The following is a 12,890-nucleotide window of genomic DNA, read 5'->3' as shown; positions in this document are numbered from 1 at the left end:
GTGATGACGAGTCTGGCCGACCCGGTGAGCTCATTGGCGTCGAGGTCGTAGGTGAGGCTCATCGTCAGCTCGACCGAGACCCTGATGAGTCCCAGCACCGTCACGCTGCCACCGATGCGCAGATAGCCGGTGATCTCGATGCCGTCGTGCTTGACGAACACGACGCCGCCGAGGACGTGCACCTCCCCGGCCGCGACACCGAAGTTCATGGCCACCGAGGCGCCGAACTCGATGCCGCCCACGAATCGCTGGAGTCCGGCGTCCGGCCCGCCGGCGCTCACGCCGAGCTCCAGGTAGCCGCCGCCCCCGAAGCCGGATGCCGTCACCAGGAACGGCCGTTCCCGGGTGCCGAACGCGAAATCGATCACGATGGGCCTGTTGGTCAGCGACAGCGTGAGCCCGGTCTCCAGGACGAGATTCTGCAGAGTGAAGACGATCAGGCCGGTGGTCGGAACACAGACGGTGTACGTCGCCTTGACTCGTTCGGCCGAGACGTCCGTGCGCAGCCCGCGGCCCGCCACCTGCGGTATGGACTTCGCCAGAGTGCGGATGAACGCGAGCTGCCCCGTGAGCTGGGCGTCCTTCAGGTCGAAGGAGAGGGTGAGGCGCTCGCCCGAGTTGGCGGTGAAGCGTACCTTCTTGAACGTGAGGATCACGAGTGCGCCGTCGCGCGCGGGAATCTCCAGGGAGAAGTCCGTGATCTCTCCGGTGGCGTGCATGACGGGCCGGTCGTCGACGACCTTCGCGATCACTTCGAGGAAGACCGACGACGACGTGCCCGGGTAGAAGGGGCCGACATGGTTCGTCAGCTTCTCCTTCCACGTCAGGGTCGCCGACAGCGCGCCCTCCGCATCGGCCCAGACGATCTTCGGCTGCCCTGTGATCACGGAGATGATGTCGCGGAGGGGGACGACGCCGAACAGCTTGGCGTCGGCATCGAACACTTTCCTGGGGTCGGTGGGGAACTGACCGCCGGCGATCGGGCCCAGGGTTCGTGAGATCTGGTCCACCGTCATGTTCGGCGCAGCCAGCAGCCCGGCCCGGGCGCCGGCCGCCGAGAAGTTCAGTACCTTCCGTTCCAGCAGGTCGAGCAGCGCGTCCGGTGCCGGCGCCCCCGGCGCGGCCTGCGCGAGGGCCTGCGAGAACGTCGCGGGTATCGCCGGCATGGGCCCCAGAAGCTGGCGTACCGCCGGCAGTCCCACTTCGAGCTGGGTCACCTTCGGATGGAAGCCCACCCCGCCCGGGGTGAGTGCCTTGCCGACGCCGCCGAAGGTCATCGACCGCACCTCCTGCACGGCGCCCTGCACCGGCTGGGTCAGCGACTGCATGGCGAGCGGGATTCTGCGCCCGATGTCCGTGGTCGGCCGGCCCATGTCGAATCCCGCCCCGAAGTGCGGGCCCCGGGCGTACTCCGTGTCGAGGGCCGTGGCTCCGGCGGTGCCGGTCGCCGTGTCGTCGGCGAACAGCAACGGCAGACGCAGTTCGACGTCCTCCTCGCCGGCCCGTGCGTGGAGGGAGAACTCGATCGCGCTGCCCCCTCGCGTCGGCCAGAAGCCCCAAGTGCCCAGCCAGTGCGGTACGTCCAGATCGGTCACGAGGCGGGGTTCGACCGCGACGTGCTGGAACGGGAAGGTCCGCTCGTGCGCGCCGCCCGCACCGATGCCGTAGTCGCGGTCCGGCTCGGTGACGATCAGCATGGGTTTCCTGCGCAGGCCCGCCACCGCGGGACCCGTCTGATCGAATTCCCGCTCGACGACTTCGACGTACGCCGCGCGGTGCCCGAAGGGGAAGAGCGCGCCGCGCTTGAGGATCCGGACGTAGTAGTCCCGGCCCATCGCGGTCCGATGGGTCCACTCCAGCTCCGGCCAGCTGACCGAGGCCGAGAACCACGCCCCGTACGAGCTCATGATCAGGCGGTCGACCGTCGCGGGCCGGTCGGCGTGCTGGGCCCCGCGCTGTGCTATCTGGTCCACCCAGCCGTCCAGCGGCGTGCCCAGGCCGGACTCGCCGGGCAGGGCCTGGTAGGGCTGTACGCCCAGGTACTCGTCGCCGCCATGGGCCGATATCCGGCTGTGCCACAGTTCGGTCGCGCCGCCGGTACCCGTGCCCGGCGAAGAGCGATGAGTGCAGCGGGCGGTGGACTGCGGGCCGGGCCGCAGGGCGAGCAGCAGCCGCCAGGGAAGTTCGAGTCTGCTCACCTCCTCCCCGGCGGAGGACGGCGCGGTGACCAGGGGCAGCCGGCCCATCGCGTCGAGGATTCCGTCGACGGTGAGGGCGATCGGCCCCTGGTCGACGGCGAAGTGCAGCCTCGAGGGCCCGGCCGTCCTGGCCTGGCTCGACGACCCGGATTCGAGCACGCTCTCCGCCGTGTGCTGCGGCGCGAGGTCCACGATCAGCCGTCCGCCCGGATGATCGGCCACGAGCTCGACCACGCCGTCGGACCGCACCCGTTCCCGGAGGCCCGCACTCCTGATGGTCAGGGCGACGAGGTCCTGCGGGCGCAGTGCGCTGTAGACGCCCTGTGCGCTGTCCCAGACGTCGATCAGCTGCCAGTCGGACCACGCCTCGTCGTACCACCGGTGCATCACCGCGACGCCGGCCCAGACGGCGAACACGTCGGTCCGGTCACCGTCCCAGGAGGCCGAGGCGACATGGGCCGGGGCCGTGCCGTCCGGGGTGAGGTCCCCGCCCAGGTTCTCCCAGCCGGGCGGCGCGTCCAGGGGCCGGTGCCACAGTCCCTTGCCGCCGGCCACGAAGAAGTCGCATTCCGTCGCTGTGAAGGAGTGGGACGTCCGTCCGTCCCCGGGCGGGTTCCCGAGATCGTCCCAGACCGTCGGCCGGCCGTCCGTGAAGCGTCCCCGGAGGAAGCGCCGTTCACGGGCATCGGACAGGAAGAGGTCGAACCGGCCGGGCGCGACGGCGACCGCCTCCAGCCGCCCGGAGGCCCGTAGGTCCGGGAGGAGCGGGGTTCTCCTGCCGTCCGGCCGCCAGTGGACGACCTCCGCGCGCCGACCGTCCGCAGGGTAGAAGACGTGCAGGTCGCCGGGGCCGGACGCGGTGGCCGTGAAGCCGACCGCCGGGGAGCATCCCGTGAGCGGGCCGCGTGAGGTCCACTGCCCCCAGCCGCCGTCGGCGAAGGCCCTGTGCCACAGTTCGCGGTCGCCGCCGAGGGCGAGCAGCTCGATCCGGCCCGCGCCGGAGACCGTCGCGGTCAGCCGGTCGGCGCCGGGGGCACCCGCCGACGGCCACGGACGGCCGAGCGGGCGCCACGGGCTCCAGGTACCGGCTGTACCCCCGTCGAATGTCTTGTGCCACACGCCGCCGTCGTCGGCACCGAGGAAGAGATCGAGCCGGCCCGGCGCGGGGGAGCAGGCGGCGAGGGCCTTCACCGTGCGGCTGTTCATCGAGGGCTACAGCGTCCGGTAGGGCGTGCCACCGCCGGCCATGGTGAGCGCGCCGTCCGGGGACTGCACCAGGCGGCTGGTGTAGTCCGTCACACGGCTGAGGTAGAAGTCCCACGGGAAGTAGGGCCCGGGATCGGTGTGGTCGTTGTCGGGGACGTTGTAGTGCCCGCCGAAGCCGGTGAACCAGTCACGTGTGGCCGGGTCGAGCTCCAGCTGGATCGGTATCGAGTACAGGGCACACAGGTAGGCCGCCAGCTCGGCCGAGGAATCCAGCATCTCCTCGGTCCAGTCGGAGGGACCCGTCGCGCCCGGGTATCCGTACTCGTGCTCGATGCCGAAGTACCGGCCGTTGCCGCTCTTGCAGTGCCAGGCCTTGTACTTGCCGTCTCGGGGGCCCTCGGTGTCGGGGTCGGGCAGCGGCACCATCTGGGTCCGGCGTCCGTCCCGGGCGACGACGAAGTGCGCCGAGACCTGCGACGCGGGGTTCTGGAACCAGCCGACCGTTCCGTCGTACCGGCCGGCCGTGTAATGGACGACGATGCCGTCGGTGGTCATCGGGGGGCCGCCCGAGCGGTTCGGGCTGTTCAGGTATCCGGCATCGGGCCTCGTCAGGTCGCTGAGGTTCCTGTGCGACTTGAGGCCCAGTGCCGCCATGTCCTCGCCGGTCCCGACCGGATTCTGCGTCGCTTCTCCGCAAGTGGGGCAGGTGTACTGCATCGTCTTGGCCGTCATCTCTTCCTCCGGGGCATCTCGCGCGGGGCACGTCGCGCTGCTCGGAGCGGGGCCCGGCGGCAGGAAAGGCCGGGCGTCCGTCGCCCGGTGTCCGGGCACCTCGATGCACAACGCTCACGGCTTGTCGAAGAACAGCGCCCACGGCTGACGGGACGGCTCACGTCCGTCCCTGCGGGCAGACAACACCCCCACTACCACCGTCGAGCGGCGGCGCCCAGTCCGCAACTCGGGGCAATGCGGGGACGTTCCGGACGTCGAAACGGTGCCGCCGCGCCCCGCCCGCCGGGGCCGCCCGCTCACGCCCCGACGTACGCCGCCAGATGTTCCCCCGTGACGGTCGAACGCGCGGCGACGAGATCCGCGGGAGTGCCCTCGAAGACGATCCGGCCGCCGTCGTGGCCGGCGCCCGGGCCCAGGTCGATGATCCAGTCGGCGTGCGCCATGACCGCCAGGTGGTGCTCGACCACGATGACCGACTTCCCGGAGTCGACGAGCCGGTCGAGCAGGCCCAGCAGCTGCTCGACGTCGGCGAGGTGCAGGCCGGCGGTCGGCTCGTCGAGGATGTGGACGCCGCCCTTCTCGGCCATGTGCGTGGCCAGCTTGAGCCGCTGCCGCTCGCCGCCGGACAGCGTGGTGAGCGGCTGGCCCAGGGTGAGGTAGCCCAGGCCCACGTCGGCCATCCGCTGCAGGATCCTGTGCGCCGCAGGGGTGCGCGCCGCACCCGTGCCGAAGAACTCCTCGGCCTCGGTCACCGGCATGGCGAGCACCTCGCTGATGTCGCGGCCGCCGAGGTGGTACTCCAGCACCGACGCCTCGAAGCGTTTCCCCTCGCACTCCTCGCACGTGGTGGCCACGCCGGCCATCATGGCCAGGTCGGTGTAGACGACACCGGCGCCCTTGCAGGTGGGGCACGCGCCCTCGGAGTTGGCGCTGAACAGCGCCGGCTTCACACCGTTGGCCTTCGCGAACGCCTTGCGGATCGGGTCGAGCAGCCCGGTGTACGTCGCCGGGTTGCTCCGGCGGGAACCGCGGATCGGGGTCTGGTCGATCGAGACCACCCCCTCCTCGGCGGGGACCGACCCGTGTACGAGCGAGCTCTTGCCGGAGCCGGCGACGCCGGTGACGACGGCCAGCACCCCGAGCGGGATGTCCACGTCGACGCCACGCAGGTTGTGCGTCGTCGCGCCCCGGATCTCCAGGGCACCGGCCGGCTTGCGCACCGCGGCCTTGAGGGTGGCCCGGTCGTCGAAGTGGCGCCCGGTGAGGGTGCCGCCGGCGCGCAGCCCCTCGACGGTGCCCTCGAAGCAGACCGTGCCGCCCGCCGTGCCGGCGCCGGGGCCGAGGTCGACGACGTGGTCGGCGATCGCGATCACCTCCGGCTTGTGCTCCACGACGAGCACCGTGTTGCCCTTGTCCCGCAGCCGCAGCAGCAGGCCGTTCATCCGCTGGATGTCGTGCGGGTGCAGGCCGGTGGTGGGCTCGTCGAAGACGTATGTGACGTCGGTGAGCGAGGAGCCCAGGTGGCGGACCATCTTGACGCGCTGTGCCTCGCCGCCCGACAGCGTGCCCGCCGGGCGGTCGAGCGAGAGGTAGCCGAGGCCGATCTCCACGAACGAGTCGAGGGCGTGCCGCAGTTTCGCGAGCAGCGGCGCCACCGACGGCTCGGCCAGGCCGCGGACCCACTCGGCCAGGTCGCTGATCTGCATCGCGCAGGCGTCGGCGATGCTGATGCCGTTGATCTTCGACGACCGGGCGGCCCCGGTCAGCCGGGTGCCCTCGCAGTCGGGACAGGTGGTGAAGGTGACCGCCCGGTCCACGAACTCCCGGATGTGCGGCTGCATCGCCTCGCGGTCCTTGGCGAGGAACGACTTCTGGACCCGGAGGACGAGCCCCTCGTACGTCATGTTGATGCCCGCGATCTTCATCCTGACCGGCTCGCGGTGGAGGAAGTCGTGCAGCTCCCTCTTGGTGTACTTCCGGATCGGCTTGTCCGGGTCGTAGAAGCCCGACTCGCTGTAGAGCCGGTAGTTCCAGCCGCCCGGCTTGTAGCCGGGGATGGCGAGGGCGCCCCCGGAGAGGGACTTGGCGTCGTCGAAGAGCTGGGTCAGGTCGATGTCGGAGACCGAGCCGCGGCCTTCGCAGCGCGGGCACATGCCGCCGGTGATGCTGAAGTCGCGGCGCTCCTTCACCGTTCGCCCGCCGCGCTCCAGGGTGACCGCGCCGGCTCCGCTGATCGAGGCGACGTTGAAGGAGAACGCCTGGGGCGAGCCGATGTGCGGCTGCCCGAGCCGGCTGAAGAGGATGCGCAGCATCGCGTTGGCGTCGGTGGCCGTGCCGACCGTGGAGCGGGGATCGGCGCCCATCCGCTGCTGGTCGACGATGATCGCGGTCGTCAGGCCCTCCAGGACGTCGACCTCGGGCCGTGCCAGTGTGGGCATGAAGCCCTGTACGAAGGCGCTGTAGGTTTCGTTGATCAGCCGCTGGGACTCGGCGGCGATGGTGTCGAAGACCAGTGAGCTCTTGCCCGAGCCGGAGACGCCGGTGAACACCGTCAGCCGGCGCTTCGGGATCTCGACGCTGACGTCCTTGAGGTTGTTCTCGCGCGCGCCGTGCACGCGGATCAGCTCATGGCTGTCGGCGGCGTGCGGTGCGGGCGGCTGCGTGTCCGTCCTCTTGGCCATGCTCTTCGTCTCTCCGTCCCTGGGGCCGGGGCCGCCTCAGCGGTCCCCTCCGGCGTCGCCCGGCCGATCCAACCAGCTCCGGGTGACATCCGGTTCCCATTTTCGCCAGTGGCCTCCGTTCTCCCTCCTCCGCCTGCCTCTCCGCCCAGCTATACGCTCCGCGTATACATCATGTGTATAGTCCGGGCATGCTCAGAGACCGCGCCCGCCCCGGGCGCCCGGAATCGTTCGTACGGCTCCTCCGGCACGGCGACGGCACCCGGCGGTGGGACCGGCCCGTCCTCGTCCTCTGCGCGGCCCTGGCGCTGACGGTGGGGCTCCTGTCGCGCGACGACACCTCCCAGCACCTGTGGGGCCTCACCGCCGCCGCCGGCTACGGCTGCGCCGCCCTGTGCGCGGCACGCGCGTCCATACCCTGGGCCCGCGGCCCCGCCCTCGTCGCGGTCGCGGGCGCGCTCGTCGTGCCCCTGCTGTGGCTGACGGCGATCGGCAAGGCGCAGATGGAGGTCGGTGTCGTCGAGCGATCGGCCCACCTGCTGCTCTCCTCCGGCAGCCCCTACCGGGACGCGCCGCACGCGGTGCGGGACTTCAACCCCTACCTCCCGGGCATGGCCCTCTTCGGGATGCCCCGCGCGCTGTTCGGCGACGGGCCGCTGACCAGCGCCCGCTGGTGGTTCCTCGCCGGCTTCCTCGCCGCCCTCGGCGGCGCCGCCCGCATGGCGGCGAAGGGCGGAAGCGGTACGGGCGGCGGGACCACCGCCCCGGTGCCGTGGGTGCTGTGGCTGACGGCCTGCCCGCTCGTCGCGCTGCCGCTCGCCATCGGTGGCGTCGACCCGCCGGTGACCGGACTGCTGTGCCTGGCGCTCACCTGCGCGCACCGCGGCTTCGCCGGGCGCGCCGGACTGGCCCTGGGCGCGGCCGCGGCGCTCAAGTGGACCGCCTGGCCCGCGCTGCCCGTGGTCGTCGCCCTGCCGGCGGCGCGCGGGGGAGGGCGGGCCGCCCTCCGGTGCGCCGCCGGCGCGGTGGGCATCGGTCTGCTCGCCGTCCTCCCCTTCGCCCTGGCGGACGGCCGGGGATTCCTGGTGAACGCCGTCCGCTATCCGCTGGGCCTCGGGCCCACGCCGTCCAGCGCCGAGAGCCCCCTGCTCGGGCATCTGATCGTCACCCTGGTCCCGCACGGCAAGGCCGTCACCGTGGCGCTCCTGGCGCTGGGCGCCGCGGCCGTCGGGGCGTCCCTCGCGGGCCGCCCGCCGCGGCACGTCGTCGCGGCCGCCGACCGGCTCGCGCTCGGGCTCGCCCTGGCCATCGTGCTGGCCCCCGCCTCGCGCGTCGGGTACGCCGTCTACCCCGTCCTGCTCCTGCTCTGGCCCCGGCTGCTCCTGCGCCCGCCGCGCCACCGGGACGCGATCCCGCGGCCCCGGCAGAAAATCTTCGCCGGTCCCTGAGGATTCCGCCGCCCACGCTCGTACCGTTGAAGGGGGAACCAAAAAGGATTGGAGGGAGCCATGGGCATGCTGGCAGGTCTGGTCCCCGCGCTGGGCAGTCTGCGCAGGCGCACGACCACCAGAAGGCGGACCAGGCACCCGAAGAGGACGGACCACCGTCGCCGCAACCGTCGCTGGTGACGGCATCCGTCACTGAAGCCCAGGCCGGGCCCGGTGGGCCCGGCCGTGTTCCGCGGGCCGCGCGGGCCCCGTGGCCCGGGCGAGGACCGACCCGGTGTGGTCGCTGCGGCGGCTCCTGTCCGCCATGGGAAGCACGGAGCAGGGTGACGCGATCGTTCCCGCCGCTCCGCCGGTGGCCCTGCGCGCCGTCTTCCGCCGGTTCTGGCCCTACACCCGCGGCGGCCGGCGCTGGCTGGCCGTCCTGCTCCTGTTCGTCGTCGCCGGCCCCGTCGTCGACGCGGCCGGCGTCTGGCTGTTCAAGCTCCTCATCGACGACGTGCTGGTACCGCGCCGGCTCGCCCTGTTCCTGCCGATCGCCCTGGCCTACGTCGGCCTGACCCTGATCGCCGGCCTGGTGCGGTTCGGCGACGACGTGACCTCGACCTGGATCAGCGAGCGCTTCCTGCTGGCACTCCGGTCGGACCTCTTCCGCCACCTCCAGAGTCTCTCCCTGGGCTTCTTCGAACGACGCCGGCTCGGCGACGTCCTGGCCCGGCTGACCGGCGACGTCGAGACCGTCGAGACGTTCCTGCTCTCCGGCGTCGTCACCGCCGTCTCCCAGCTGGTCGAACTCGTCGTCTTCCTCACGGTCCTGTTCCTGCTGCGCTGGGACCTGACCCTCGTCGCGCTGCTGGCGGCACCGCTGTTCTGGTACACGGCCCGGCTCTTCGCCCGCCCCATCAAGGCCGCCTCCCGTGAGGGACAGCGACGCGACGGCACCATCAGCGCCGTCACCGAGGAGGCGCTGGGCAACATCGCCCTCGTCCAGGCCTACAACCGCCAGGGCTGGGAGCAGCAACGGTTCCGCACCGAGAACCTCGGCCGGTACCGGGCCGAGATGACCTCCGCCCGGGTCCGCGCCCTCTTCGGCCCCGTCGTCGACGTCCTGGAACTGGGCGGCGTGCTGACCGTCATGGGCCTGGGCGCCTGGGAGCTCGTCCAGGGCCGGCTCACCCTCGGCGGCCTGATGGTCTTCCTGACCCTGCTCACCAGGCTGTACAGCCCGATCCGCGGTCTGTCCCGGCTCAGCAACACCTTCTTCGCGGCCTCGGCCGCCGCCGAGCGGATCATCGAACTGCTCGACCAGCGGCCGCAGGTCGTCCAGACCCTCTTCCCCGCCCGGCTCGGCCGCTCCCGCGGCGAGGTCGGCTTCGAAGCCGTCACCTTCCGCTACCCCGGAGCCGCCCGGCCCGCCCTCGCGGACGTCTCCTTCCGGATCGAACCCGGCGAGACCCTTGCTCTGGTCGGGGCGAGCGGCGCCGGCAAGTCGACGGCCGCCAAACTGCTGCTGCGCTTCTACGACCCCGAACGCGGCACCATCCGGATCGACGGGCTCGACCTGCGGGGACTGCGCATCGCCGAGCTGCGCGACAACATCGCCGTGCTCCTCCAGGAAACGCTGGTCCTGCACGGCACGATCCGGGAGAACATCGCCTACGGCCGCCCCGGCGCGAGCGACGCGGAGATCCTCGCGGCGGCCCGGGCCGCCGACGCGCACGCCTTCATCAGCCGGCTCCCCGACGGCTACGACACCGTCGTCGGCCAGCGCGGCCGGCTGCTCTCCGGCGGGCAGCGCCAGCGACTCGCGATCGCCCGCGCCATGGTCCGCGACGCGCCCCTGCTGATCCTCGACGAGCCCACCACCGGCCTCGACGCCGAGTCGGGCGCCCGGATCCTGGGACCGCTGCGCCTGCTCATGGCCGGACGCACCACGATCGTCATCTCCCACAACCTGCTCACCGTCCGCGCCGCCGACCGCATCGTGCTGCTCCAGGACGGCCGCGTCGCCGACTCGGGCTCCCACGGCGAACTCCTCGCCCGCAGCCCGGTCTACGCACGGCTCAACCATCCGCAGGGCGGCCCGCGGGGCCCTGGGGACCTGCCGGCGCGGACAGCGGGAGGAGGCGCGGCATGACCGGCGACCGCACCCCCGAGTGCCCGCCGCTGGCGGCCGGGGCGTATGTCGCCCCCGGCTACCAGGTGCTCGCCCACCTGTACCGGACCGGCTGGCTCGACCTGTACGACGCGTGGAGCGAGGAGCGGGACTGCCGGTGCGTGGTGAAGGTGCTGCGCCCGGGCGGGAGCCAGGACGGGGAGTACCGGGCGCGGCTGGTCCAGGAGGGCCGCTGGCTGGCGGAGTTCACGCATCCGCACCTGGTCCGCGCGTACGAGACCGTCGCCGAGCCGGAGCCGTACGTGGTCCTGGAGACCCTCACCGGCGAGACGCTCGACCGCCTCCTGGAACGCCGGCGCCGCCGGCTCGCCGCCGGCGACCTGGCCCTGCTCGGGGTGCAACTGTGCTCCGCCGCCCACTATCTGCACGGCCGGGGACTGCTGCACCTGGACATCAAGCCCGCCAACGTCGTCATCGACTGCCGGCGGGCCAAGCTCCTGGACCTGAGCATCGCCCGCCCGCCCGGCCCGGGCCCGCCCGGCGCCGGCACCCGCGGCTACCTCGCCCCCGAGCAGGCCCGGGGCGGCGAGCTCACCGCGGCGACGGACGTCTGGGGCATCGGCGCCACCCTCTACGAGGCCGCCACCGGCGACCCACCGCACGACCCGGGTGCCACCGGCACCGGCAACTCGTGGAGCGGCTCGTGGAGCACCGGCGCCGAGGACACCCCGGACCCCGGGGAGCCGCCGCCCGTGCCGCCGGTGACGACCCGCCGGCGCCTCCCGGCCGGCCTCGCCGAGGCGATCGACGGCGCACTGAGGCCCGGCCCCGGCGCCCGGCCGACGGTCCGCGCGCTCGCCGCCCTGCTCGACGCCCAGGCACCGCAGGGCCGGCGCGCGGTGCGTCCGCCGGAGGAGCCCGACGCCCCGGAGCCGTAATCCACGGCACCGATGTGCGGCCCCGATCCGTGGCCCCGATTTGTGGCCTTCCGGAAGCACATCGAAGACTGGAGGCATGACCGGACGAGACATGACACCTCTCCGGGACAGCGGGCGCATGGGGCTGCCCCAGGCGCGCCCGCTCGGAGCGGTGGACGAATCGCAGAACATCGATCTCACGCTGACGCTGCGTCGTCGCGCCGAGATCCCCAGGGACCTGGTCGAGGGAGCGGCCACCGTCTCCCGGTACGAACTCGCCGAGCGCTACGGGGCCGACCCGGCCGACGTGGACCTCGTACGACGCACCGCCCAGCAGCACGGACTGGAGGTCACCGAAAGCCCGCACGCCCGTCAGGTGAAGGTCAGCGGGCCACTGGCCCGGATCCGCGAGGTCGTGGACCCGGGGCAGGTCCAGCTGGTGGAGAGCCCCGACCCCGTCACGGGCGGCCGGGCCGAGCACCGCCAGCGCGAGGGCGAGCTGCGGATCCTGCCCGAGTGGGACGGCGTCGTCGTCGGCGTCCAGGGCCTGGACGACCGGCCGCAGGCCCGCCCCCACCTGCGGCGCATGGAGCCGAGGGCGGCGAACACCTCCTACGCTCCCCCCGACCTGGCCAAGGTCTACCGCTTCCCCCAGGGCACCGACGGCACCGGACAGACCATGGCCATCGTCGAACTGGGCGGCGGCTTCACCACCCAGGAGCTCGCGAGGTACTTCGACGAGATGGGCGTCAGCCCCGCACCCGTCGTGCACGCCAAGGGCGTGGACGGATCCCGCAATGCCCCGCAGGGCGACCCCTCCGGAGACGACGGCGAGGTGCTCCTCGACATCGAGGTGGCGGGCGCGCTCGCACCCGGTGCCCGGCAGGTGGTGTACTTCGCGCCCAACACCGACCAGGGCTTCGTCGACGCCGTGACCACCGCCATCTCCACCGACCCGCCCCCGGCGGCCGTGAGCATCAGCTGGGGGCTGGCGGAGAACCGGTGGTCGCCCCAGGGCCGGCGGCTGCTGGACGAGGCGTTCGCCGACGCCGCCGCGCTGGGTGTCACCGTCTGCGTCGCCTCCGGCGACAACGGCAGCACCGACAAGGAGCGCGACGGCAGACCGCACGCCGACTTCCCCGCCTCCGGCGCCCACGCGCTCGCCTGCGGCGGCACCCGGCTGCAGGCGGACCCGCGCGACGGCACCGTGGCGTCGGAGACGGTCTGGCACTCGCGGGAGGGCATCACCGGAGGCGGCGTGAGCCGCGCCTTCGACCTGCCCGACTGGCAGTCCCGGGCCGGCGTGCCGAACGGCTCCGGCCGGGGGCGGGGCGTACCGGACGTGTCCGCCGTCGCCGACCCGAACACCGGCTACCAGGTCCTCGTCGACGGCGAGTCGCAGGTGACCGGTGGCACCAGTGCCGTGGCCCCGCTGTGGGCCGCGCTCAGCTGCCGGCTCGCCGAGGCGCTCGGCTGGCCCCTCGGGCTGCTGCAACCCCTTCTCCCTCCCCGCCCGACGGATACGGCCTGGTCGGAGCCGACGGCGGACGAGGAGGGGGCGTGCTCCGCGCTGACCTGCTCAGCCTGTCCAGGCAGTG

7 protein-coding genes are annotated in these 12,890 nt (G+C 72.7%); 4 read left to right on the top strand and 3 right to left on the bottom strand.

Going from position 1 to position 12,890, the window contains the following annotated elements; genetic code table 11:
* The 3 genes from AB0K09_RS21055 to AB0K09_RS21045 all read right to left on the bottom strand — a co-directional run.
* On the bottom strand, positions 1 to 3,404 hold a 3,404-nt coding region (locus AB0K09_RS21055; protein ID WP_366066914.1), incomplete at its 3' end, for a hypothetical protein.
* Positions 3,405 to 3,410: 6 nt separating this feature from the next.
* Entirely contained in the window at positions 3,411 to 4,136 is a 726-nt protein-coding gene (locus tag AB0K09_RS21050; RefSeq protein WP_366066913.1) for a peptidoglycan recognition family protein, read from the bottom strand.
* Between the two features lie 296 nt (positions 4,137 to 4,432).
* Positions 4,433 to 6,817 carry an excinuclease ABC subunit UvrA gene (locus AB0K09_RS21045; RefSeq protein ID WP_366066912.1) on the bottom strand — a complete coding sequence of 795 codons (2,385 nt, stop codon included), beginning with the start codon at positions 6,815 to 6,817 and terminating at the stop codon, positions 4,433 to 4,435.
* A 188-nt stretch (positions 6,818 to 7,005) separates the two neighbouring features.
* Between AB0K09_RS21045 and AB0K09_RS21040 the strand changes: the two genes are divergently transcribed.
* From AB0K09_RS21040 to AB0K09_RS21025, 4 genes are all read left to right on the top strand, one after another.
* Positions 7,006 to 8,262: a glycosyltransferase 87 family protein gene (locus tag AB0K09_RS21040; RefSeq protein ID WP_366066911.1), complete on the top strand. Its 1,257-nt coding sequence runs from the start codon at positions 7,006 to 7,008 to the stop codon at positions 8,260 to 8,262.
* A gap of 304 nt (positions 8,263 to 8,566) precedes the next feature.
* Positions 8,567 to 10,396: an ABC transporter ATP-binding protein gene (locus tag AB0K09_RS21035; RefSeq protein WP_366066910.1), complete on the top strand. Its 1,830-nt coding sequence runs from the start codon at positions 8,567 to 8,569 to the stop codon at positions 10,394 to 10,396.
* Positions 10,393 to 11,313: a serine/threonine-protein kinase gene (locus AB0K09_RS21030; RefSeq protein WP_366066909.1), complete on the top strand. Its 921-nt coding sequence runs from the start codon at positions 10,393 to 10,395 to the stop codon at positions 11,311 to 11,313. Before AB0K09_RS21035 ends, AB0K09_RS21030 begins: the two co-directional genes overlap by 4 nt.
* Positions 11,314 to 11,389: 76 nt before the next feature.
* A partial coding sequence (locus AB0K09_RS21025; RefSeq protein ID WP_366066908.1) for a S53 family peptidase occupies positions 11,390 to 12,890 on the top strand: 1,501 nt, incomplete at its 3' end.

The sequence above is a fragment of the Streptomyces sp. NPDC049577 genome (assembly GCF_040675635.1).
Lineage (GTDB): Bacteria > Actinomycetota > Actinomycetes > Streptomycetales > Streptomycetaceae > Streptomyces.
This window is presented reverse-complemented; position numbering and strand designations above follow the sequence as displayed.

Coding starts and splice junctions, on each gene's coding strand:
- AB0K09_RS21045 (WP_366066912.1), bottom strand. CDS start 6,817: ATGGCCAAGAGGACGGACACGCAGCCGCCCGCACCGCACGCCGCCGAC.
- AB0K09_RS21035 (WP_366066910.1), top strand. CDS start 8,567: ATGGGAAGCACGGAGCAGGGTGACGCGATCGTTCCCGCCGCTCCGCCG.
- AB0K09_RS21040 (WP_366066911.1), top strand. CDS start 7,006: ATGCTCAGAGACCGCGCCCGCCCCGGGCGCCCGGAATCGTTCGTACGG.
- AB0K09_RS21050 (WP_366066913.1), bottom strand. CDS start 4,136: ATGACGGCCAAGACGATGCAGTACACCTGCCCCACTTGCGGAGAAGCG.
- AB0K09_RS21030 (WP_366066909.1), top strand. CDS start 10,393: ATGACCGGCGACCGCACCCCCGAGTGCCCGCCGCTGGCGGCCGGGGCG.